This is a genomic window from Streptomyces mangrovisoli, from assembly GCF_000974985.2.
Taxonomy (GTDB): Bacteria; Actinomycetota; Actinomycetes; order Streptomycetales; family Streptomycetaceae; genus Streptomyces; species Streptomyces mangrovisoli.
In genome coordinates this window covers 106381-128846 of sequence record NZ_LAVA02000033.1, presented here as the reverse complement: position 1 = coordinate 128846, position 22466 = coordinate 106381, and the positions used below count along the sequence as shown (strand labels likewise).

General features: G+C 74.5%; 16 protein-coding genes, 4 tRNA genes and 1 other RNA gene. 13 read left to right on the top strand and 8 right to left on the bottom strand.

The window, feature by feature from the left end; all coding sequences use genetic code 11:
* Positions 1-14 precede the first annotated feature (14 nt).
* Positions 15-641, bottom strand: a complete 627-nt coding sequence (locus WN71_RS15440; protein ID WP_046592536.1) for a LytR C-terminal domain-containing protein — start codon at positions 639-641, stop codon at positions 15-17.
* Positions 642-883: 242 nt separating this feature from the next.
* Positions 884-1180 carry a type II toxin-antitoxin system VapB family antitoxin gene (locus tag WN71_RS15435; protein ID WP_004943146.1) on the bottom strand — a complete coding sequence of 99 codons (297 nt, stop codon included), beginning with the start codon at positions 1178-1180 and terminating at the stop codon, positions 884-886.
* Positions 1181-1286: 106 nt separating this feature from the next.
* On the opposite strand from WN71_RS15435, the gene WN71_RS15430 reads away from it, so the two are divergent.
* Positions 1287-2972: a helicase HerA-like domain-containing protein gene (locus tag WN71_RS15430; protein WP_046592535.1), complete on the top strand. Its 1686-nt coding sequence runs from the start codon at positions 1287-1289 to the stop codon at positions 2970-2972.
* A 62-nt stretch (positions 2973-3034) separates the two neighbouring features.
* On the opposite strand, the gene WN71_RS15425 is transcribed toward WN71_RS15430, so the two are convergent.
* A complete protein-coding gene (locus WN71_RS15425; protein WP_046592534.1) occupies positions 3035-3625 on the bottom strand; it encodes an HhH-GPD-type base excision DNA repair protein in 591 nt (196 codons plus the stop codon).
* A gap of 244 nt (positions 3626-3869) precedes the next feature.
* On the opposite strand from WN71_RS15425, the gene WN71_RS15420 reads away from it, so the two are divergent.
* From WN71_RS15420 to WN71_RS15395, 6 genes are all read left to right on the top strand, one after another.
* Entirely contained in the window at positions 3870-6590 is a 2721-nt protein-coding gene (locus WN71_RS15420) for a GNAT family N-acetyltransferase (RefSeq protein WP_046592533.1), read from the top strand.
* A gap of 106 nt (positions 6591-6696) precedes the next feature.
* The gene (locus WN71_RS15415; protein WP_079177880.1) at positions 6697-8772 is read left to right on the top strand and encodes a copper resistance CopC/CopD family protein; all 2076 of its coding nucleotides are present in this window, start codon (positions 6697-6699) and stop codon (positions 8770-8772) included.
* Between the two features lie 304 nt (positions 8773-9076).
* The gene (locus WN71_RS15410) at positions 9077-9466 is read left to right on the top strand and encodes a hypothetical protein (RefSeq protein WP_046592532.1); all 390 of its coding nucleotides are present in this window, start codon (positions 9077-9079) and stop codon (positions 9464-9466) included.
* Positions 9463-10083 carry a class F sortase gene (locus tag WN71_RS15405; protein ID WP_046592531.1) on the top strand — a complete coding sequence of 207 codons (621 nt, stop codon included), beginning with the start codon at positions 9463-9465 and terminating at the stop codon, positions 10081-10083. The genes WN71_RS15410 and WN71_RS15405 overlap by 4 nt, the downstream gene beginning before the upstream one ends.
* Positions 10084-10121: 38 nt before the next feature.
* Complete coding sequence (locus WN71_RS15400) at positions 10122-10613, top strand: RNA polymerase sigma factor (RefSeq protein WP_046592530.1); 492 nt, start codon at positions 10122-10124, stop codon at positions 10611-10613.
* The gene (locus tag WN71_RS15395; RefSeq protein WP_071369850.1) at positions 10597-11064 is read left to right on the top strand and encodes a hypothetical protein; all 468 of its coding nucleotides are present in this window, start codon (positions 10597-10599) and stop codon (positions 11062-11064) included. The genes WN71_RS15400 and WN71_RS15395 overlap by 17 nt, the downstream gene beginning before the upstream one ends.
* Positions 11065-11144: 80 nt before the next feature.
* Here the strand turns inward: WN71_RS15395 and WN71_RS15390 are convergent.
* Positions 11145-11232 (bottom strand) — tRNA-Ser (locus tag WN71_RS15390).
* Between the two features lie 72 nt (positions 11233-11304).
* Here WN71_RS15390 and ffs point away from each other — a divergent pair.
* The 6 genes from ffs (at position 11305) to WN71_RS15360 (ending at position 21000) form a co-directional block, all read left to right on the top strand.
* Positions 11305-11403: signal recognition particle sRNA small type (gene ffs / locus WN71_RS15385), an RNA gene on the top strand.
* Positions 11404-11460: 57 nt separating this feature from the next.
* Positions 11461-13740: a DNA polymerase III subunit gamma and tau gene (locus WN71_RS15380; RefSeq protein WP_071369849.1), complete on the top strand. Its 2280-nt coding sequence runs from the start codon at positions 11461-11463 to the stop codon at positions 13738-13740.
* Positions 13741-13867: 127 nt separating this feature from the next.
* Positions 13868-15139, top strand: coding sequence for a phosphoribosylamine--glycine ligase (purD, locus tag WN71_RS15375; protein ID WP_046581889.1), 1272 nt, complete (start codon positions 13868-13870; stop codon positions 15137-15139).
* A gap of 371 nt (positions 15140-15510) precedes the next feature.
* Entirely contained in the window at positions 15511-18063 is a 2553-nt protein-coding gene (locus tag WN71_RS15370) for a hypothetical protein (protein ID WP_079177879.1), read from the top strand.
* 462 nt (positions 18064-18525) lie between these two features.
* Complete coding sequence (locus WN71_RS15365; protein ID WP_046581882.1) at positions 18526-20016, top strand: N,N-dimethylformamidase beta subunit family domain-containing protein; 1491 nt, start codon at positions 18526-18528, stop codon at positions 20014-20016.
* 84 nt (positions 20017-20100) lie between these two features.
* On the top strand, positions 20101-21000 hold the full coding sequence (locus tag WN71_RS15360) for a phosphoribosylaminoimidazolesuccinocarboxamide synthase (RefSeq protein WP_046581880.1): 900 nt from the start codon (positions 20101-20103) through the stop codon (positions 20998-21000).
* A gap of 131 nt (positions 21001-21131) precedes the next feature.
* On the opposite strand, the gene WN71_RS15355 is transcribed toward WN71_RS15360, so the two are convergent.
* From WN71_RS15355 to WN71_RS15340, 4 genes are all read right to left on the bottom strand, one after another.
* Positions 21132-21207, bottom strand: a tRNA-Gly gene (locus tag WN71_RS15355).
* A gap of 136 nt (positions 21208-21343) precedes the next feature.
* Positions 21344-21419 (bottom strand) — tRNA-Gly (locus WN71_RS15350).
* A gap of 80 nt (positions 21420-21499) precedes the next feature.
* Positions 21500-21571, bottom strand: a tRNA-Gly gene (locus tag WN71_RS15345).
* Positions 21572-21889: 318 nt separating this feature from the next.
* Positions 21890-22207: a histone-like nucleoid-structuring protein Lsr2 gene (locus WN71_RS15340; RefSeq protein ID WP_046581878.1), complete on the bottom strand. Its 318-nt coding sequence runs from the start codon at positions 22205-22207 to the stop codon at positions 21890-21892.
* Positions 22208-22466: the final 259 nt, after the last annotated feature.

Genomic DNA, 22466 nt, shown 5'->3' with positions numbered 1-22466 from the left:
CCCCTAGGGGCCCTTCAGCAGGTCTTCTTCTTCGTGCCGGCCGCAGGCTGCGGCGCGCTCAGCGCGGTCAGCGCCTTCGTGGCGTCCGTCTGCTTCGCGAGGTTCTTGAAGCCGGTGCCGATGATCAGGTCGACGTCCGTGGTCTTGCGCGTGTCGGCGCGCAGCTGGGCCCCGCTCAGCTGGGTGCCGAGCACCGGCAGCGCGGTCTTCAGGGACGCCGAGGTGCCGAGCAGTATCGCCGAGCCGGCCACCTTCTTGTCGTACTGCTTCGACGCGTTGCCGACCTCGCCGATCTTGAAGCCGCGCTTCTTCAGCTCGTCGGCGGTCGTCTTGGCCAGACCCGAACGGGCGGTGGCGTTGTAGACGTTGACGGTGATCTGGCCCGGCTGCGGCAGGCTCACGGTCGCGCTCGGCGAGGGGCTCGCCTTCTTCACGCAGTCCGCGGTGCCGGCCGCCGAGGCCTTACCGGTGTAGACGTCGATGAGCTGCAGCGTTCCCCAGCCCAGCACCCCGAGCGCGGCAACGCTCGCGACGACCATGAGGACGAGCCGGCCGCGTCGCCGGGGAGGGCGCATCCGAGGGTATTTGTCCCCCGTGATCCGGTACTTGCCGCCCATGCCGGGGGGAGTCAGCATGCTCATGGGCGCAGCGTAGTGCTCCCGGGCGGTGATTCCTACTAGATGATCATTCGACGTCGCGCAGGAGAACCCGAAAGGGCCAAGGCTTTGCCGAGGACCGGGCCGACCGGGCACGCCGAACGGCCCCGCAGGGGTGGCCCCCGCCGGGTCGGACAGTCGGATCGCCGGGTTGGACCGCCCCGTCGGACCGCCGGGTTGGACCGCCGCGTCGGATCGTCGGGCCGGACCGCCGGCCGGACGCCGGTTCAGTCCAGTTCGAGGACCCGGGCGTGCAGCACCTGGCGCTGCTGGAGCGCGGCGCGGACCGCGCGGTGCAGCCCGTCCTCCAGATACAGATCGCCCTGCCACTTCACGACGTGCGCGAAGAGATCGCCGTAGAAGGTGGAGTCCTCGGCGAGCAGCGTCTCGAGGTCGAGCTGCTGCTTGGTCGTCACGAGCTGATCGAGGCGGACCGGGCGCGGCGCGACGTCCGCCCACTGCCGGGTGCTCTCCCGGCCGTGGTCGGGGTACGGCCGGCCGTTTCCGATGCGCTTGAAGATCACACGGAAAGCCTACCGGTCAAGGCGTTCCGGGCGCAGCCATGGTGACGCAGTGCGATGCTGGAAATAACGCGACGAATCGGGGCCGACCGGGAATCAGGGGCCGCAGATGAGTGACCGCGAGACCATGCCGCCCACGGCCGTTCCCGAGGCCCCCGGCAGCGCGCCCGCCCTCCCCGCCGAGGCCCTGACGATCGCCGCCGGCTACGCCTTCACCGGCCCCGCCCTCGAACTCGGCGCGCTCGTGTGGGACGGGACGTGCTTCCCGGACGCGCGGGTCCGCATCCCGCTGTCGGTGCTGAACCGGCACGGCCTGGTCGCGGGCGCCACCGGCACCGGCAAGACCAAGACGCTCCAGCTGATCGCCGAGCAGCTCTCCGAGCAGGGCGTCCCGGTCTTCCTCGCCGACGTCAAGGGCGACGTCTCCGGCGTCGCGGCGCCGGGCGAGCCGGGGGAGCGGGTCCGTGCGCGGGCCGCCGAGGTCCACCAGGACTGGAGCCCGGCCGGCTGCCCCGCCGAGTTCTACGCGCTCGGCGGCATCGGGCACGGCATCCCGGTCCGGGCCACGATCACGAGCTTCGGCCCGCTGCTGCTGTCGAAGGCGCTCGGCCTCAACCGGACCCAGGAGCAGTCCCTCGGCCTGATCTTCCACTACGCCGACCAGAAGGGCCTGGAACTGGTCGACCTCAAGGATCTGCGGGCGGTCGTCACCTTCCTGACCTCGGACGAGGGCAAGGCGGAGCTGAAGACGGTCGGCGGTCTGTCGTCGGCCACGGCCGGGGTGATCCTGCGGTCCCTGACCGCCTTCGAGGCGGAGGGCGCGGCCGGGTTCTTCGGCGAGCCGGAGTTCGACACGGCCGAGCTGCTGCGCAGGGCGGACGGCGGGCGCGGCACGGTCTCGGTCCTCGAACTGCCCGCCGTGCAGGACCGCCCGAAGCTGTACTCCACCTTCCTGATGTGGCTGCTCGCCGACCTCTTCCACGACCTTCCCGAGGCCGGCGACCTGGACCGGCCGAAGCTGGTGTTCTTCTTCGACGAGGCGCATCTGCTGTTCTCCGGGGCCTCGAAGGCGTTCCTGGAGGCGATCACGCAGACCGTGCGGCTGATTCGCTCGAAAGGAGTCGGCGTCTTCTTCGTGACGCAGACACCCAAGGACGTGCCGGCCGATGTCCTCGGCCAGCTGGGCAACCGCGTCCAGCACGCGCTGCGCGCCTTCACCCCGGACGACCAGAAGGCCCTGAAGGCGACCGTACGGACCTTCCCGGACTCCCCCTACGACCTGGAGGAGCTGCTCACCGGGCTCGGCACCGGCGAGGCCGTGGTGACGGTGCTCGGCGAGCGGGGCGCGCCGACCCCGGTGGCCGCGACCCGGCTGCGCGCGCCGCGGTCGCTGATGGGCCCGCTCGGCGACCAGGCGCTGGACGCGGCGGTCACCGCGTCGCCGCTGCACGGACGTTACGCACAGGCTGTGGACAGAGAGTCGGCGTACGAGAAGCTGGAGGCGGGGCGCGGCGCCAAGGGGCCGGACGAGATGCGGCAGGCCGGGCGCGGCGCCAAGGGCCCCGACGAGATGCGGGAGCAGGCGGAGTCCCGGGAGCAGGCGGAGACCCGGGAGCCGCAGGAGTCCTCGAAGCGGAAGCCCGCAGGCCGGGAAGGGCAGAAGGGCCAGGAGCCCTCCATGGTCGAACAGGTCGTCTCCAGCGGCATGTTCAAGTCGCTGGCCCGCTCGGTCGGCACCCAGATCGGCCGCGAGATCACCCGTTCGCTGTTCGGCACGGCCCGGCGCGGCCGTTGACCGGCGGGCGGCGGCCGGTGACCACTGCCCGCCCCTACGTCCCCTCGGCCTGATCGGCCCGTCTATTTGGCTGCCTTCGCCGCCTTCGCCGCCGCCTTCATCTCCTGCTTGTGGGCGCGCACCTTGGCCAGCGACTCCGGGCCGGTGATGTCGGCGACCGAGCGGAAGGACTTCGGTTCGCCGTACGCGCCGGCCGCCTCGCGCCAGCCCGTGGGGGTCACCCCGAGCTGCTTGCCGAGCAGCGCGAGGAAGATCTGTGCCTTCTGGCTGCCGAATCCGGGCAGGTCCTGGAGCCGCTTCAGCAGCACCCGCCCGTCGTCGACGCCCTTCCAGACCAGTTCGGCGCTGCCGTCGTAGTGGTCGACGAGGTACTGGCACAGCTGCTGGACGCGCTTGGCCATCGGCCCCGGGTAGCGGTGCACCGCGGGCTTCTCCGACAGCAGCTCGGCGAAGGCGTCCGGATCCTGCACGGCGATCTCGTGCGCGTCCAGGTCCTCGGCGCCCATGCGCCGCGCGATGGTCGCCGGGCCCTTGAAGGCCCACTCCATCGGCACCTGCTGGTCCAGCAGCATCCCCACCAACGCGGCGAGCGGGCTGCGGCCGAGCAGCGCGTCGGCCTCCGGGTCCTGGGCGAGGTGAAGGGTCACGTCCATGTCCTGATCATGCCCCGCCACCGGCCCGCGCGCCGCCCGGGTGCCCCTCCCCCTGACGTCGTGCGGCTCCTGTCGGCGCCCCCTGCCGACCCTTCCCCGTGACGCCTTGCGGCCCCTCCCGGCGCCCCCTGCCGGCCCCTCCCCGTGACGCCTTGCGGCCCCTCCCGGTGACGCCCTCCGGCCCCTCCCGTACGATCCGGAGGAACTAAGGCAAGCCTTACCTAAAAACCAAAGGGGTTGCAGGGTGACGACCGAGACCTACCGCGATGCCTGGGGCATCCCGCACCTGCGGGCCGGCAGCGCCCGCGCGCTCGCCCGCGCCCAGGGCCGGGTCACCGCGGCCGACCGCGCCTGGCAGCTGGAGGTCGAACGTCATCGCGTCCAGGGCACCTCGGCCGCCTTCCTCGGCGCCGAGGCGCTCGGCTGGGACGTGTTCGCCCGCCGCGCCCGTCTCGCGGACACCGCCAGGCGCTGCTACGACGCCCTGGAGAGCCGGGACCCCGAGACCGCCGCATGGGTGCGGGCGTACACCGAGGGCGTCAACGACGGGCTCGCCGAAGGGGCCGCCCGTGCCCCCGAGTTCGCCCGCGTGGGCCTGGCCCCCGGCGTCTGGGAGCCCTGGCACCCGCTCGGCGTCTGGCTCGGCACGCACATCCTGTTCGCCGGCTTCCCCGCCAAGCTGTGGCGCGCGGAGGCGGTACGGCACCTCGGCCCGGAGGCCGTCGCGCTCTTCGCCACCGACGGACCCGCCACCGCGGGCAGCAACGGCTGGCTGGTCGGCGGCGCGCGCACGGTCAGCGGTCAGCCGCTGCTCGCCGGCGACCCGCACCGCTTCATCGAGGACCCCGGCGTGTACCAGCAGATCCGGCTGGCCTGCCCCGAGTTCGACGTCGTCGGCCTCGCCGTGCCCGGCGTGCCCGGCCTCGCCCACTTCGGGCACGCGGGCCCGGTCGCCTGGGCCATCACCAACGCCATGGCCGACTACCAGGACCTCTACCGGGAACGGCTGCGCCGCACCGGCGCCGGCATCGAGGCCCTCGGCCCCGACGGCCGCTGGCACCGCGCCGCCCGGCACACCGAGACCGTGACCGTGGCCGGTCAGGAGCCGGTCGAGGTGGAGGTCGTCGAGACCGACCGGGGCCCCGTGGTGGCCGGCGGCCCCGAGGGGCTCGACGGCATCGGCGAGCACGACGGCATCCCGCTCGCGCTCGCGCTGCGCCACCCGCCCCGCGTCACCGGGGACCTCGGCTTCGGCGCGCTGCTCCCGCTGCTGCGCGCCCGCACGGTCGCCGACGTCGACCGTGCCCTGGACGCCTGGGCCGAACCCGTCAACGTCGTCCAGGCCGCCGACACCGAGGGCGGCCTGCTGCACCGGGTCGCGGGCCGGGTGCCGGTGCGCGCCGACGCCAACCGGGTCCGCCCGGTCCCCGCGTGGGAGCCCGGCCACGAGTGGCGGGGCTGGCACGAGACGCCGTACGCCGACATCACCGACGGGATCGCCGTGATGGCGAACCAGCGCGGCGCGGCCGCCCCGCTCGGCGTGGAGTTCGCCCCGCCGCACCGCGCGCAGCGCATCACCGCCCTGCTCGGCGGGCGCGAACGCTGGTCGGCCGCCGACCTGACCGCCGTGCACACGGACACCCATCTCGCCTCCGCCGCGCCCCTGCTGGACCGGCTCGCCGCCCTCGACGGGCTCACCCCGGCCGCCGCCGCGCTGCGCACCCGCCTGCTCGCCTGGGACCGGCACATGGACGCAGACAGCGCCGACGCGGCGGCGTACGCGGCCGTGCGCGGAGCGGTCGTACGGCGGATCGCGGCGCACCCGGCGCTCGCCGCGCTGCGCGAGGCGCCCGCGTACCCCGAGGTCTTCCGCCCTTGGCTGGCCCTGCTCCCGCGGGTCGGCTTCGCCCTCGAACACCTGCTGCGGGCGGACACGTTGTACGGCGTGGACCGGCAGGCGGAGGCCCGGACGGCGCTGGAGGAGGTGGCCGCGTCCGGCGGTCCGGCGGGGGTGTGGGGCGACACCCACCGCCTCGCCCCGTGGCGCGCCCTGCCCGGCCCGGGCGACGGCCACGGCCTCGACGCGGGTCTGTCCGGCGACCACGACTGCGTGCTGTGCACCTCCGCCGTGCCCGGCGTCACCGACCTCGCCGGCCGCGCCTCGGCCGCCCGTTTCGTCTGGGACCTGGCCCGCCGGGAGGACAGCGGCTGGGTGGTGCCGTTCGGCGCGTCCGGCGTGCCCGGCTCCGCGCACCACCGCGACCAGTTCCCGCTGTGGCGCGAGGGCCGGCTCGTCCCGGTGGTGACCGACTGGGCCCGGCTGCGGCCGGAGCAGCCGTACGTCCCCTACGCCGCAGGCCGTGCCGCCGTGCACGAGCAGCCGGCCGACGGACTCGGCACCGTACGGATCGTCCCGCTCGACGCGCACGCCGACGCCGCGGTGGTGCACGCCTGGGTGCGGGAGGAACGGGCCGCGTTCTGGGGCATGAACGGCCTCACCGCGGAGCAGGTCGCCGAGATCTACGCCCACATGGACACCCTCGACACCCATCACGCGTTCCTGGCCGTCGCGGACGGCGTGCCCGTCGGCCTGCTCCAGACCTACGAGCCGGACGCCGACCGGGTCGGCGAGTGCTACCCCGTCGAACCCGGCGACATCGGCATCCACGTGCTGCTCGCGCCCGCGGGCGGGGCCGGTCCGCGGCCCGGCTGGTCGTCGTCGCTGCTGTCGGCCTTCGCGGCGTACGCGCTGAGCGGCCCGGACCGCCGCCGGATCGTGGTCGATCCGGACGTGCGCAACCAGCGGGCGGTGGCACGCTTCCTGAAGCAGGGCTTCACGGCGGGCCCCCGGGTGGTGCTGCCCGAGATCGACCTGCCGGACGTGTACCTGCCCGAGAAGCACGCACAACTGGCGTTCCTCACGAAGGGGACGGCCTCCCCGGGTGACCTGCCCGCCGGGCCGTGAGGTTTCCTGGTACCTCTTTCTCTTCTCCTTCCCGGTACGGCAGTTGTGAGCAAGGTCCGCTTTTCATCCGTACCCAGGAGAAGGTCCGGAGCGACGGAGGCGTGACGTGGGACGACGGCCGAGCGCGGGGCACCGGCGAGGTGCCCGCGCACTGGTGACCCTGGTGGGCACGGTGCTCGCCCTGCTCGTCCCGCTCGTCCTCGGCGCCGCCGGGACCGCGTCGGCCCACGCGGCGCTGCGCGGCTCCGACCCGTCCGACGGCGGTGTGGTGAAGTCCGCGCCGCGCTATGTGACGCTGACCTTCTCCGAGTCGGTGACCCTGCTCGACGACTCCTTCCGGGTCCTCGACCCCGGCAACCGGCGGCTGCGCACGGGCGAACCCGCCCACGCGCCCGGCCGCTCGGACACCGCCCGGGTGCGCCTGCCCGGCAGGCTCGCCACCGGCACCTACACGGTGGCCTGGCGGGTGGTCTCGGCCGACAGCCATCCCGTCTCCGGCGCCCTCACCTTCTCCGTCGGCAAGCCCTCCACCACCCCGCCGCAGATCGCCGCGGACCCGGTCGAGGACCCCGTCACCGGCAGCCTCTACGACCTCGCCCGCTACGCCGCCTATCTGGCGGCCGCGCTGCTCGTCGGTACGGCGGCCTTCGCGGCGCTGTGCCGGCCGCCGGACCGGTCGGTGCTGCGCCGCCCGCTGCTGTGGGGCTGGTGGGCGCTGTTCGCGTCGACGGCCGTGCTGCTCCTGCTGCGGGCCCCGTACGAGGCGGGCACCGGCCCCGCGGCCGCCTTCGACGGCGAGGGACTGCGCCGCGCGCTGACCGGCCGCCCGGGGCTCGCGCTGCTCGCGCGGCTGGCGCTGCTGGCGGCGGCCGTGCCGCTCGGGGCGTGGCAGCGCCGCCGCACGACGCGCGCCGGGCTGGCGGCGGGCACCGCGCTGGCCGTCGCGCTGACCCTGACCTGGGCCCTGACCGACCACGCGTCGGCCGGCATCCAGGTGCCGGTGGCGGTCGCGTCGTCGGTGCTGCACCTGCTGGCGACGGCGGTGTGGCTGGGCGGCCTGGCGGCCCTGCTGACCACGCTGCGCGCGGCCCCGGCGGACGCCGACCTGGCCGCCCCGGTCCGCCGCTTCTCCCGGATCGCCTTCGGCGCGGTGGCGGTCCTGGTGGTCACCGGCGTCTACCAGTCCTGGCGCGGCCTCGGCTCCTGGCAGGCCCTCACGGACACCTCGTACGGCCGGCTGCTGCTCGCCAAGACGGCCGCGGTGCTGCTGCTGCTCGCGGTGGCGTCCCGGTCGCGGCGGTGGACCGGGCGCCTGGGCGAGACGGGTGCGGCCGGGGCGCGGGAGCGGGTTCCGGAGCGGGACCCGGAGCGGGGCCCGGAGCGGGTTCAGGAACCGGCGTCGGTGGGGGCGACCTGTGTCCCGGCGGAGGCGGCGGGTCGTACGGCCCCGGCGGCCGTCCGCGCGTCCGACGCGTCCGACGCACTCGACGCGTCCGACGCCCGCGACGCCCCCCACGCGCTCAACGCACCTGACGCCCCCGACGCGCTCGGCGCATTCGACGCGTCCGACGCCCCCGACACGCTCGGTGCACCGAGCCCGCCGGGTCCGCCGGGCGCAAAGAGCGCAAAGAGCGCACCGGGCGCGCCCGATACGCCCGGCACCTCCGGCACCTCCGGCACCTCCGGTGACGACCCGCGCAAGGCGCTGCGCCGCACCGTGCTCGCCGAAGTCGCCGTCGCCGTGGTGGTGCTGCTGATCACCACGGTCCTCACGAGCACGCTGCCGGGCCGGGCGGCCGCCGAGGAGCAGGCCTCGGCGGGGGCGCAGACCGGTCTGCCGGTGGCGTCGGTCACCACGGTCCCCTTCGACACCGGTACCGCGGGCGGCCGCGGCAGCGTGCAGGTCACCCTCGATCCGGGCCGGGCGGGCCGCATGTCGGCGCAGGCGGTGGTGTTCGGGGCCGACGGCGGACTCGCGGCCGTGCCCGAACTCCGGGTCTCCTTCACCCTGTCGAGCCGGCGGATCGGCCCGATCGACGCCAAGCTGACCGACCGCGGCGGCTATTGGGCCTGCGACTCCCTCGATCTGCCCCTCCCCGGCACCTGGACGATGAAGGTGACGGTCCGGGTGTCGGACATCGACCAGGTGAGCGTCGAGCGTCCGGTGCGGATCACGCGCTGATCGTCCTTCTCGGCCCGCGCGCTCGCGCGATCCGGGCCGGGTCGGGTCGGGCCGGGTCGGGTCGGGTCGGCAGGTTCGACCGGGAAGAACCCGACCGGGGCAGCGCCGAAGGGATCGTCGTCGGCTGACGGACCTCGGCCCGTTCCCGCCCGGCCTGCCGTCCCCCCGCCGCACGCTCCCCTCCCACCTGTTCCTCTCCTTTGCCTTTCCTTTGCAACGCGTCCCCGGTCCGGCTCGTCTCTACCGCTCGATCCGTCACCCAGCCCGTCCCGCACCGGGGCGGACGACGAAGGAGAGCGATCCGATGCGCCGAACCGTCCTGAGCGGCCTGGCCCTGGCGTGCACCGCCGTCCTCGCGACGGCCGTGCCCGCCCTCGCCGACGGCAGGAGCCCGAGCCCCGTCCCCAGCGCCGCGACCCCCGCGCCCAGCGCGGTCCCCTCGGCCCCGGGTGCCACCCGGACCAGCGCGCCGAGCGCCGCGCCCACCCGGGCCGCGAGCCCGGTCCCGAGCCGGGCGCCGGGCCGCGGCCAGGTCTCCGTCGTACCGTCGGGCGCGCCCGACACCGGGGTGACGGCGACGGCCCCGGCCGCCGGCCCGAGCGCCGCGTTGGTCGGCGCGGGCGCCGCGGGCCTGCTGGCCGTCGGCGGCGCGGGCGCGTTCGTCGTACGGCGCCGTCGGGCCGGCGGCGCGTGAACCGGCCCTCCCGGCGGGCCTTCACCGCGGCGGCGACGGCGACCCTGCTCGCGGGCTGCGCCGCGCACCCCCGGGCAGGGTCCGCCGCGCCCGCCGCGGAGACGGGATCCCCTGAGGCGACACCCGCACCCGGACCTGCATCCGTACGTCCGTTGGCCCGTTCGGTCCCCGTGCGGCTGCGGATCCCGGCGATCGGGGTGGACACCCCGCTGATCCGGCTCGGACTCGCCCCCGACGGCACCGTGGAGGTGCCTCCGGTGACCGCGCACGACCGGGCCGGCTGGTACGAGCACTCGCCGACGCCGGGCCGCACGGGCCCCTCGGTCGTTCTGGGCCACGTCACCGTGGGCGCGTACGGCGACGGGGTCTTCCGCGATCTGGCCCGGCTGCGCCGGGGCGACCGGGTCGCGGCGCGCCTCGCGGACGGCGTCGAGGCGGAGTTCACGGTGACGGACCGGCGCACGGTGGCCAAGGCGCACTTCCCGTCCGCCGCGGTCTACGGCGACGTGGACCGCCCGGAACTGCGCCTGATCACCTGCGGCGGCCCGCGCACCGGCGACGGCTACGCCGACAACGTCATCGTCTTCGCCGCGCTGACGTCGTCGAAACGGCCGTAGCGCATCCTTCCCCCGTGCCCCCACGACCCTGGAGAGCGTTGAAACGGTCCCGCGACGCGGCGGCGTCCGAGTTGTTCGCCGCGCTGTACCCGCGTCTCGCCGGCTGGTGCCGCCGTCTCGTCGACGACGACGGGACGGCGCACGAGATCGCCTCGGAGGCGTTCACCCGCCTCTGGGCCCGCTGGACGGCGGTCGAGGAGCCGCGCGGCTTCCTCTACGTCACCGCCGCGAACCTGGTCCGTGACCACTGGCGCAAGCTGGAGCGGGAGCGCAGGGCGGTACGCCGGGCGACGACGGAGGCGGCGGTGCGCCCGCACGACGAACAGACGGATCCCTCGGTACGCCTGCTGGTCCAGTCGCTGCCCGAGCGGCTGCGCGTCCCGATCCTGCTGCACTACTACGCTGACATGCCGATCCGGGAGGTGTCCGTGCTGACCGGACGCAAGGAAGGAACCGTCAAGGCCGACCTGCACGCGGCCCGCGAGCTGCTCCGCGTCCACCTGAGGAGAAGCCTTGACCACACGCTTTGACGAGGACCCGGAGTTCGGCCCCGACGATCCGCTCACGGTGCTGCTGCGCCCCCCGGCCGATCATCTCGCTCCGCTCCCCGGCCACTTCGAGTCGGTCCGCCGTACGGCCGCACGGCGCCGGCTGCTGCGTACGGCGGCCGGGGCGGCCGTGACGTGCGCGGTGGCGGTGCTGGTGGCGCTCCCGCTCCACCTGGCCCGGCTGCCCGGCACCCCGGACCGGCCCACGGTCCCGCTGGCCCCGCCCAGCGCGCCGCGCACCGCCGACCCGTCGCCGTCGGCCTCGCACGCGCCGAGCCCGACCCCGTCCCCGGCCGGAACCGGCCCGGCGACCGCCGTGCCCTCGACCCCGGCCCCCCGCCGCACCGCCCCGACCCCCTCCCGCGACCTCGACACCACACGGGCCCCGTCGGCGACCCCCACACGGACCACGGAACGGACCCTGCGCATGTGACGCGAGCCATGTCCGAGGACAACGTCGAAAGGCCCCACCGCGAGCGGTGGGGCCTTTCGACATCGTGCCCGGTGAGGCACTGGCGGAGGATACGAGATTCGAACTCGTGAGGGGTTGCCCCCAACACGCTTTCCAAGCGTGCGCCCTAGGCCTCTAGGCGAATCCTCCGCTGGGAACATTACATGACCGAGAAGGGTGCTCGCGAACTCGTTCCGGGCCGCTGACATGAGGTACCGTTTGCGCAGCCCCTCACGCGGCGCTATCTGACTGAACTCCCCCAGGGCCGGAAGGCAGCAAGGGTAGGTCGGCTCTGGCGGGTGCGTGGGGGGCGCTCTGCGTTCCGGGGGTGACGGCTTCCGGGACCTGTTGTCGGTGGGCGCCTATAACCTCGTAGACGTGTCGTCTCTCGCGCTGTACCGCCGCTATCGCCCGGAGTCGTTCGCCGAGGTCATCGGGCAGGAGCATGTCACCGACCCGTTGCAGCAGGCGCTGCGGAACAACCGGGTCAATCACGCGTACCTGTTCAGTGGTCCGCGTGGGTGCGGGAAGACCACCAGCGCGCGCATCCTCGCCCGCTGCCTGAACTGCGAGCAGGGCCCCACGCCCACCCCCTGCGGGGAGTGCCAGTCCTGCCGCGACCTGGCCAGGAACGGGCCGGGCTCGATCGACGTCATCGAGATCGACGCCGCGTCGCACGGTGGTGTGGACGACGCCCGTGACCTGCGCGAGAAGGCGTTCTTCGGGCCCGCGGGCAGCCGCTACAAGATCTACATCATCGACGAGGCCCACATGGTCACGTCGGCCGGCTTCAACGCCCTGCTGAAGGTCGTCGAGGAGCCCCCGGAGCATCTGAAGTTCATCTTCGCCACCACCGAGCCCGAGAAGGTCATCGGCACGATCCGCTCGCGGACCCACCACTACCCGTTCCGCCTGGTGCCCCCGGGCACCCTGCGGGACTATCTCGGCGAGGTGTGCGGCAAGGAGGACATCCCCGTCGAGGACGGCGTGCTGCCGCTCGTGGTGCGCTCCGGTGCCGGTTCCGTGCGTGACTCCATGTCCGTCATGGACCAGCTGCTGGCCGGCGCCGGCAGCGACGGCGTGACGTACGCCATGGCCACCTCCCTGCTCGGATACACCGAGGGTTCGCTGCTCGACTCGGTCGTCGAGGCGTTCGCCACCGGGGACGGGGCCGCCGCCTTCGAGGTCGTGGACCGCGTCATCGAGGGCGGCAACGACCCCCGCCGCTTCGTCACCGACCTGCTGGAACGGCTGCGCGACCTCGTGATCATCGCCGCCGTCCCCGACGTCCTGGAGAAGGGGCTCATCGACGCCCCCGCCGACGTGATCGAGCGGATGCAGGCCCAGGCCGGGATCTTCGGCCCCGCCGAGCTCAGCCGCGCCGCCGACCTCGTCAACGAGGGCCTGACCGAGATGCGCGGCGCCACCTCGCCGCGCCTCCAGCTGGAACTGATCTGCGCCCGCGTCCTCCTGCCCGCCGCCTACGGCGACGAGCGGTCCGTCATGGCCCGCCTCGACCGGCTGGAGCGCGGCGTGAGCTTCTCCGCCGGTGCGGGCGCGCCCGCGATGGGCTACGCGCCGGGTCCCGAGGTGCACGGCGGTGCGGCGGCCGGGCACGGCGGCGCCCCCGTCGCGCCCGGTGGCGGGCCCGCCGCCGCCCGTGCGGCTGTGCGGGGGGCCGGTGCGGCCGGTGGTGGTGGCGGTCCGATGGCTTCCGGTGGGCCGGCGGGGGGTCCTGGCGGGGCTCCCGCAGGGGTGCCCGGACCTGGTGCCGGGGCCGTGGAGCCGCCCGCACCCGCACCTGCGCCGGTCATGCCCGCCGCCGCGGCCCAGGCTCCGCCCGCACCCGCGGCTCCGGCCGCCCCGGCACCCGCTTCCGCTCCTGCCCAGGCGCCCGGCGCCTGGCCGACCGCCGCCCCCGCGGGCGGTGGCCGGCGGCCCGGCGGCTGGCCCACGGCGGCGTCGGCAGGCGGTGGCGCGCCCGCCGCTCCGGCGCCCGCCGCCCCCGCGGCGCCCTCGCCCGCTGCCGCGCCGCCCCCGGCCGCCCCTGCCCCGGCGGCCTACGCGCCGCCCGCCGCCGGCGGCCTCGACCCGCGCAACCTGTGGCCGTCGATCCTGGAGTCCGTGAAGAACCGCCGCCGGTTCACCTGGATCCTGCTCAGCCAGAACGCCCAGGTCACCGGGTTCGACGGGACCACCCTCCAGCTCGGCTTCCTCAACGCCGGCGCCCGGGACAACTTCTCGGGCAGCGGCAGCGAGGACGTACTGCGCCAGGCGCTGACCGAGCAGTTCGGCGTCCACTGGAAGATCGAGGCGGTCGTCGACCCGTCGGGCGGCTCCGCGCCCCCGCCCGCCCACTCCCCGGGCGGCAACCCCGGCTACGGCGGCGGCGCCCCCGCCCCGCGTCCGCCGGCGCCCCCGTCCGCCGGGCCCGGCCCGTCCGGCGGCCCCGCCCCGGCCCCTTCGGCCGCCTCCCCGATGCCCGCCCCCGCCGCGCCGCGGCCCGTGGAGCCGGAACCGGTTCCGCCGCCGGTCGCCCCCGAGGACGACATCCCGGAGGACGACGACCCCGACCTGGACGAGTCGGCCCTCTCCGGCCAGGACCTCCTGGTGCGGGAGCTCGGCGCGACGGTCGTGGAGGAGTTCCAGAACGAATGACGGGGGCGGGGGCCGGGTTCCGGCCGCCTCCCGTCCCGTATTCGGAGGAAGCCACCAACGCGACAGGCCGTGCGCCTCGGCGGCCCGCACAAACCGGGGCCCGCCCCCGCCGGTTAGGCTGACCCCCGTGAAGGTCCTCGTCATCGGTAACGGCGCCCGCGAACACGCCCTGTGCCGCTCCCTGTCCCTCGACCCCCAGGTGACCGCGCTGCACTGCGCGCCCGGCAACGCCGGAATCGCCGAGGTCGCCGAGCTGCACCAGGTCGACCCGCTCGACGGCGGGGCGGTCGCCGCGCTCGCCCGTGAGCTGGAGGCCGAACTGGTCGTCGTAGGCCCGGAGGCCCCGCTCGTCGCGGGGGTCGCCGACGCCGTGCGGGACGCGGGCATCCCCGTGTTCGGCCCCTCGGGCGAGGCCGCCCAGCTGGAGGGCTCCAAGGCGTTCGCCAAGGACGTGATGGCGGCGGCCGGCGTGCCGACCGCGCGTTCGTACGTCTGCACCACCCCCGAGGAGGCCGCCGAGGCCCTCGACGCCTTCGGGGCGCCGTACGTCGTCAAGGACGACGGACTCGCCGCGGGCAAGGGCGTCGTCGTCACCTCCGACCTGGAGGCCGCCACGGCGCACGCCGCCGCCTGTGAGCGAGTGGTCATCGAGGAGTACCTCGACGGCCCCGAGGTCTCCCTCTTCGCCGTCACCGACGGCGACACCGTCGTCCCCCTCCAGCCCGCGCAGGACTTCAAGCGCGCCCTGGACGGCGACGAGGGCCCGAACACCGGCGGCATGGGCGCGTACTCGCCGCTGCCGTGGGCGGACCCCAAGCTCGTCGACGACGTGCTCCAGACCGTGCTCCAGCCGACCGTGGACGAGCTGCGCCGCCGCGGCACGCCGTTCTCCGGCCTGCTCTACGCCGGTCTCGCGATCACCTCGCGCGGTGTGCGGGTCATCGAGTTCAACGCCCGTTTCGGCGACCCGGAGACCCAGGTCGTGCTGGCCCGGCTGCGCACCCCGCTGGCCGGACTGCTGCTCGCCGCCGCCAGCGGCACCCTCGCCGACCTGGAACCGCTGCGCTGGAGCGAGGACGCGGCGGTCACCGTGGTCGTGGCCTCGCACAACTACCCCGGCACCCCGCGCACAGGCGACCCGATCACCGGGCTCGACGAGGTGACCGCGCACGACGGTCCCGACACCTACGTCCTGCACGCCGGGACCCGGCACGACGGCGGCTCCGTCGTCAGCGCGGGCGGCCGGGTGCTGTCCGTCACGGCCACCGGCTCGGACCTCACCGAGGCCCGGGAGCGCGCCTACACGGCCCTGGCCCGCATCGAGCTCGACGGCTCCCAGCACCGTACGGACATCGCGGCCCGGGCGGCCGCGGACGCCCGGGCGGCCGACGGCCGGTAGGCGCGCGGTCGCGTACGCCGGTCCGGCAACCGGTCCCGTTGGCCCATCCGGCAGCCGGTCCCGTACGCCGGTCCGGCAGGCGGTCCCGTAGGCCGGTCCGTACGGACGTTTTCCAGGCCCCGGTCCCTCGTGGAACCGGGGCCTGATCATTGCTTTCCGTCCCCCACCTCTGACCAAAGCCATTCCATCGAGTGACCGATGCCCCATACGGCTGACGAGCGCCGGGGCCCCAACTATGGTGCCGCGCAAGCATTCCGGCACTTGGCCCACCGGCATTGCGATGTCGGTGGGCGGTGCCACAGTGGGGGAGTGGGCAACACCGAGACAGCGGTCCGGACAGCAGGGAGGGGGGTCGTCCAGAGGTGACCGGTATGGGTGGTGTGGAGGCAGGCGCGAACGCCGCGCGTTCCCGGGCTCTTGCCGTGCTGCGGGTCCGCAGCCGGGCGCTGGCCGTCGCCCTGCTGCCCGCCGCGCTGGCCGTGATCCTGCTGGCCGGCGGTTCGAGCGGGCACCTCATGGGCGCGGGTTGGGACCTGGCCCGCTGGATCACGTCCGTGACGGGCGTCGTCGTGCTGCTGATCGCCACCGGGATCGCCCTGGTCGTGGCCCGCGCCCGGCCCGCCCTGAGTCCGACGGTGCCGATCGCCGAGCAGTCCGCGCCGGATCTCTACCGCATGGTGCGCGACCTGGCCGAGCGCCTCGACGTGCCGGCCCCCTCCGCGATAGCGCTCACCCCGGACTGCGACAGCTGGCTGGAGGACCGCACCCACCCGGCCCACGGCCCGCCGCCGCGCGCGCACCACGACGAGCTGGCGGGCGCCCGCGGCCCCGCCGCCGGGGGGCGCCGCGCGCCCGCGGCACCCGTGCTGGTCATCGGCTCGCCGTTCCTGTGGTGGATGCGCGTGGGCGAACTGCGCGCCGTCCTCGCCCCGGTCGTCGCCGGTACGGGGCCCTCCGCGCACCCCGACATAGCCGCGGCCCGGCGCTTCGTACGCGGGCTCGACGCCGCGGTGGCCGTGGCCGCCGCGCCCGGCCGCGGGCCCCTGACCCGCGCGGCGCTCGCGGGCGTCGGCTGGGTCGCCCGCTTCCTGCTGCGCGGCTGCCGGGACCACGCGGCCGAGATGGAGCGAGGCGTCGCGGCGGCCGCCGCCGAGCGCGCCCAGAGCGTGGACTACGGCCTGCGGATCGTCGCCCAGGAACAGGTGGGGCTGGCGTACGCGGGCTGGGACCGGCTGCTGACCCGGGTGGCGCTGCCCGCCTGGCGGATGGGCCGCTGGCCCTCCCGGCTGGACGCGGGTGTGGTCGCGGCGCTGACCGAGCTGTCCCGCCGCGACCGGCTGGCCGAGGGGTTCGCCTCCCGGCTGGGCGAGCGGCCCGCGTGCGATCTGCTGGAGGAGCCCGGAGTGGTCGACGAGGCCACCTCGCTGCTCGCCGCCCGGCTCTTCCACGGCGGCCCCGCGGAGCCCGGTCCGGGCTGGGCGCCGGTGGACTGGCAGGAGTACCCGGACGAGGTCGTCGACCGCAAGTGGCGCACCGACGCGGCCCGGTTGCACCGGGTCCTGGACGCGCTGGGCATCCACCGTCACCCCGCCGCGACCCCGGACCCGGAAGGCCCCACCCTGGCCCGCGTCCTGGACCACCTGTCGACCACCCCGCCCCCGGACGACGACACGGCCCCGGACGCCGGCACAGCCGCGGAGAACGGCACGGCCCCGGCCGACTACACGGCCCCGGCCGACTACACGGCCCCGGCCGACGGCACGGCGGCGGAGGACGGCACGGCCCCCGAGCCGGCGCCCCCGCACAGCTTCGCCCCGCCGACCGAACCATCCGATCTCGCGACCCCGCCCGGTCTCCCGCCCGAGCCCGCCGTCTCGGCCGCCATCGGCGACACCACCGGTACCGCTGGCTCCAGTGGCCGTAGCGCGGGCGCCGATCCGGCGGTCTCGGCCGGCCCGGCCGCTCCCGGCGATGCCACCGGCCCCGGTCCCGGGCGCGTCGAGCGCCCCGGTCCGCCGACGGCCGACCGCACGCCGAGCCGCGCCTCGGCCGCCATCGGCGACACCACCGGTGCCGACGGTTCCAGTGGCCGTAGTGCGGGCGCCGATCCGGCGGTCTCGGCCGACCCGGCCACCGGCGTCGGTTCCGCCGAGCCGTCCGGCCCCGGGAGCCCGGCCGACCCCGCCGCTGTCGTCGGCCCCGCCGACGCGTCGGACCCCGGCGACCCGGCCGCTCCCGCTGTGGGCGTGACCGCCGAGCCGTCCGACCCGGCCGACCTCACGGTCGAATCCGTCGGCCCCACCGACTCCTCGGCATCCGACGCCGCATCGGACGCCGCATCCGCGGCCGCCCGTGAAGCCGAACCGGGTCACTCCGAAGCCGACCCCGAGGGCCTCCACGAAGACCTTGAAGCGGACCCGGGTCACTCGGAAGCCGACCCCGACGGCCTCCACGAAGACCCCGAAGCCGACCCCGACGGCCTGCACGAAGATCCCGACTACGAACCCGCCGGTACCGAGCGCAGTGCCGCGCTTGCCGCCGGGCTCAGCGCCGAGTTGGCGCGGGAGGAGGCCGCCGCCCCCGTCGCGGGGGCGCAGCCGGCCGGGTCCGCCGGTGCGGCCCCCGACATCGCCCTCTGGGACGACCGTGCGCTGCCCCTCTTCCCGCTCCAGCCCCCGCGCAGCGGGCGGGAACTGGTCACCGACCACGTCACCGCGATGGTGTGCTGCGCCGCGGTCGACACGGCGGGCGCGGCCCCCGGCCTGGACTGGCTCGACGGTCCCTCCCTGCTGGTCGGCGGTGAGCGGGCGGCGGACCTCGGTTCCCGGGTCCGCATCCTCGTCGACGAGGGCGACGCGGCCCCGTTGCGCGCGTGGCTGACGGCCCTCGGCATACGCCCGGAGAAGCCGGTCCGGCTGGTCTGATCCCGGTCCGGCCCCCGGTCCGGCCCCGGTCTGACCAGGGGCCCGACCCCGCCCACACCTAGGCCGCACCCGCGCCCGCACCCCGCCCGTCCCACCGGCACAGCCGCCCGGCCGGATTCCCTTCTTCCACTTCCGGCCAATTCGCAACGAACAGTGACAACATGCGTGCGTGATGTGATGTGCTGGAAGCGGTCACGCCGATGGCAAGAGCGTGCGACATAAGACATTCGGCAGGCACGCGGCGGACCTGCGGCGGACTCGGGACGGGACGTCCGTCGGAGCCTGCCCGAGCGCGAGCAGCCTGCCCGCCGCGAGCCAGCCGCACACCGCGCCGCCCGGCACCACGCAAGCCCGCACACCGCAAGCAGCCCGCACACCGCAAGCACAGCGCAGCGCCACCCGCACAGCGCAGCGCCTACGCACCCGCAGACAAGCGCACAGGGGAACGAGGGAGGGGACGCCATGGGGTCGGAGCAGATCCGCCGCTGGGAGTCGGGAGCGCTCGCGCACGCGGTGACGGACCCCTTCGGCCAGGGCCCGGTGCCCTGGCTGCGCGGCAGCGAGACGTACTTCGACGACACCGGGCACGTGGTGCCCTGGTACGTCGACCCGGCCCCGGCGGGCGGCGACACCCGCCGCGTCCCCGCCCCGCGCACCGCCACCGTCGGCCCCCGCTCCGCCGACGACGTCCGCCGCCAGATCAAGGGCTTCACCTCGACCGGGGCCGTGGCGCCCGGCGAGGCGCTGGACTTCCGCGTCACCGTCGACCCCCCGCAGGAGTTCGCGGTCGACATCTACCGCATCGGGCACTACGGCGGCGACGGCGCCGCCAAGATCACCACCAGCCCCCGGCTCTCCGGCATCGTGCAGCCCCCGCCGCTGGCCGCCGACCGCACCGTCTCCTGCCACCACTGGTGGCTGTCCTGGCGGTTGCAGGTCCCGTCGTACTGGAGCCTCGGCGCGTATGTCGCCGTGCTCACCACCGCCGACGGCTACCGCTCCCACGTGCCGTTCACCGTCCGCGACGACCACCCGGCCGACCTGCTGCTCCTGCTGCCGGACATCACCTGGCAGGCGTACAACCTGTATCCGGAGGACGGCCGGACCGGCGCCAGCCTCTACCACGCGTGGGACGAGCGGGGCCGGCTGCTCGGCGAGGCCGACGCGGCGACCACCGTCTCCTTCGACCGCCCCTACGCGGGCGCGGGCCTGCCGCTGCACGTCGGGCACGCCTACGACTTCATCCGCTGGGCAGAGCGCTACGGCTACGACCTCGCCTACGCCGACGCCCGCGACCTGCACGCGGGCCGGGTCGACCCCACCCGCTACCGCGGCCTCGTCTTCCCCGGACACGACGAGTACTGGTCGACCGGAATGCGCCGCACGGTCGAACTCGCCCGCGAGCACGGCACCTCGCTGGTCTTCCTGTCCGCCAACACCATGTACTGGCAGGTGGAGCTGGGCCCCTCCCCGTCCGGCGCCGCGGACCGCCTGCTGACCTGCCGCAAACGCAAGGGCCCGGGAAAGCCGGTGCTCTGGCGCGAGATCGACCGCGCCGAGCAGCAGCTCGTCGGCATCCAGTACGCGGGCCGGGTCCCCGAGCCGCACCCGCTCATCGTGCGCAACGCCGACCACTGGCTGTGGGACGCGACCGGCGCCGAGGAGGGCGACGGCATCGAGGGCCTGGTCGCGGGCGAGGCCGACCGGTACTTCCCGCGCACCCCGCTGCCCGAGCACGAGGCGCGGGTGTTGCTCGCCCACTCCCCGTACACCGACGGCGACGGCGTGCCGCGTCATCAGGAGACGTCGTTGTACCGCGCACCGTCCGGAGCGCTCGTCTTCGCATCCGGAACGTTCGCCTGGTCCCCCGCCCTGGACCGCCCGGAGCACGTCGACCCGCGGATCCAGCGCGCGACCGCGAACCTCCTGGACCGCATCTGCAAACGCGATTGAGCGCGCCTTCCCGAGACCGCTGTCCCTGACCAATTCCGCATACGGGAGAATCGAGTCACTTGGACAGAACCACGGGGAGGAACCGTGTCCGGATTCGTCGAAAAGCCCGAGCCGATCCAGGTTCCGGGCCTGGTGCATCTGCACACCGGCAAGGTGCGCGAGCTGTACCAGAACGAGGCGGGCGACCTCGTGATGGTCGCCAGCGACCGTATGTCCGCTTATGACTGGGTACTGCCGACCGAGATCCCGGACAAGGGCCGGATTCTCACGCAGCTGTCCCTCTGGTGGTTCGACCGGCTGGCCGATCTGGTGCCGAATCACGTCCTGAGCACCGAGCTGCCCGAGGGCGCCCCCGCCGACTGGGCCGGCCGCACGCTGATCTGCAAGTCGCTGCGGATGGTCCCGGTGGAGTGCGTGGCTCGCGGCTATCTCACCGGCTCGGGTCTCGCCGAGTACCAGGAGTCCCGTACGGTCTGCGGACTCGCCCTGCCCGAGGGGCTCGTGGACGGCTCGGAGCTGCCCGGCCCGATCTTCACCCCGGCCACCAAGGCGGAGGTCGGCGAGCACGACGAGAACGTCTCCTACGAGGAGGTCGCCCGGCAGGTCGGCGCGGAGACCGCGGCGCATCTGCGCCAGGCGACGCTGGCGGTCTATTCCCGCGCCCGCAACATCGCCCACGGCCGTGGCATCGTCCTCGCGGACACGAAGTTCGAGTTCGGCTTCGAGGGCGACACGCTGGTCCTCGCGGACGAGGTGCTCACCCCGGACTCGTCCCGCTTCTGGCCGGCCGACCAGTGGCAGCCGGGGCGCGCGCAGCCGTCGTACGACAAGCAGTTCGTGCGGGACTGGCTGACCGGCCCGGAGTCGGGCTGGGACCGCCGGAGCGAGCAGCCTCCGCCGCCGCTGCCCGAGCACGTGGTGGAGGCGACCCGGGCGAAGTACGTGGAGGCGTACGAGCGCCTGACGGGCGGCGCCTGGCACTAGGGGGTCGTGAGGGCCGCGGCGAGGCCGCGGCCCGGCCGTCACGGGTACGGCGAAAGCCCGTCACGGGTGCGCCGAAAGCCCCGGCACGGATACGACGAAGGCCCCGGTCGGATCGACCGGGGCCTTCGGTGTGGAGCGGACGACGAGGCTCGAACTCGCGACCTCAACCTTGGCAAGGTTGCGCTCTACCAACTGAGCTACGTCCGCACTGCGCCGTGGCGCGAGAGCAACTATACCCAACCCCGGTGGCTACCGGGACACACCCGCGGCAAGCGCGCCAACTCAGCGAAAAAACCCCGGTCTCAACGAAAAACCCCCGGTCCAGGAGACCGGGGGTTCTTTCTGGAGCGGACGACGAGGCTCGAACTCGCGACCTCAACCTTGGCAAGGTTGCGCTCTACCAACTGAGCTACGTCCGCATTGCCTCCGACCGGCTTTCACCGATCGGCGCGAGCACCAGCCTACCTGATCCAGAAGGATGCTCGAGACCGTGCTGCAGAGCGGGTGACAGGAATCGCACACTGCGCCTTCCCCCTGGAAGGGGGATGTTCTGCTACTGAACTACACCCGCATGTACTCCGTGGGCCGGACCTTTCGGCCTCGCCCCTCGGCGTGTCCCAGACATTAGCTGATCAGCGGGGGGGTTGCGCAAGTCGGTTCCGTCCGGGCTCCGGGACGGAACCTTCCGCGGCCCGTTCCCCGGCCCGTTCCCCGACCCCCTCCGCGGTCCGCCGACATCCGCCGGCCGTCCGCGGCCACCGCCTGCCCGGCCGCCCAAGTCCCGCGTCCTCAGGGCCCCCTGACGAGCCCTGAGGACGCGGCGCGCGGTCGGCGGGCCCCGGTCGGTGCCGGAGGCCGGCCCCGCGCCGGGTGAGGCCGCCGCGTGGCGCTACTGGGCCTCGGTGAACGCCTCGTAGACCTTCTTCGGGATGCGCCCGCGGGCCGGCACGTCCATCTTGTTGGCCTGCGCCCAGGCCCGGACGGCCGCCGGGTCGGGGGCGACCTCGGTCTGCCGGTACGTCTTGCCCGACTTCGACCGCTTCCGGCCTGCCTCCACGTACGGCGCGAGCGCCTCACGGAGTTTCTCGGCGTTGGCTTCATTCAGGTCGATCTCGTACGACTTGCCGTCGAGTCCGAAGGCGATCGTTTCCGCCGCTTCCGAGCCGTCGATGTCGTCAAAGAGCGTGACCACGACCTTCTGCGCCACGAATATCGGTCCCTTCGTGCGACACCTCGGCACCGGCGGTATGACGGATGACGTGCCTGAACCGTCGCGGAGATGTCGGCTGTCCGCCTGTTATTGGGCAAAGTATCGGCTATTGCCAATTCATTTGTACAGTGCCCGGCATTGGAAAGGGAAGCCCTCCTAAATCCCTCCGCGTGTCCCCAGGCAATAGGTATGTGCGCGCGGTATGTCCGCAGGTATGTCGGGTGGCTGCGGGAACTTTCCCAGATCTTTTCGTGTA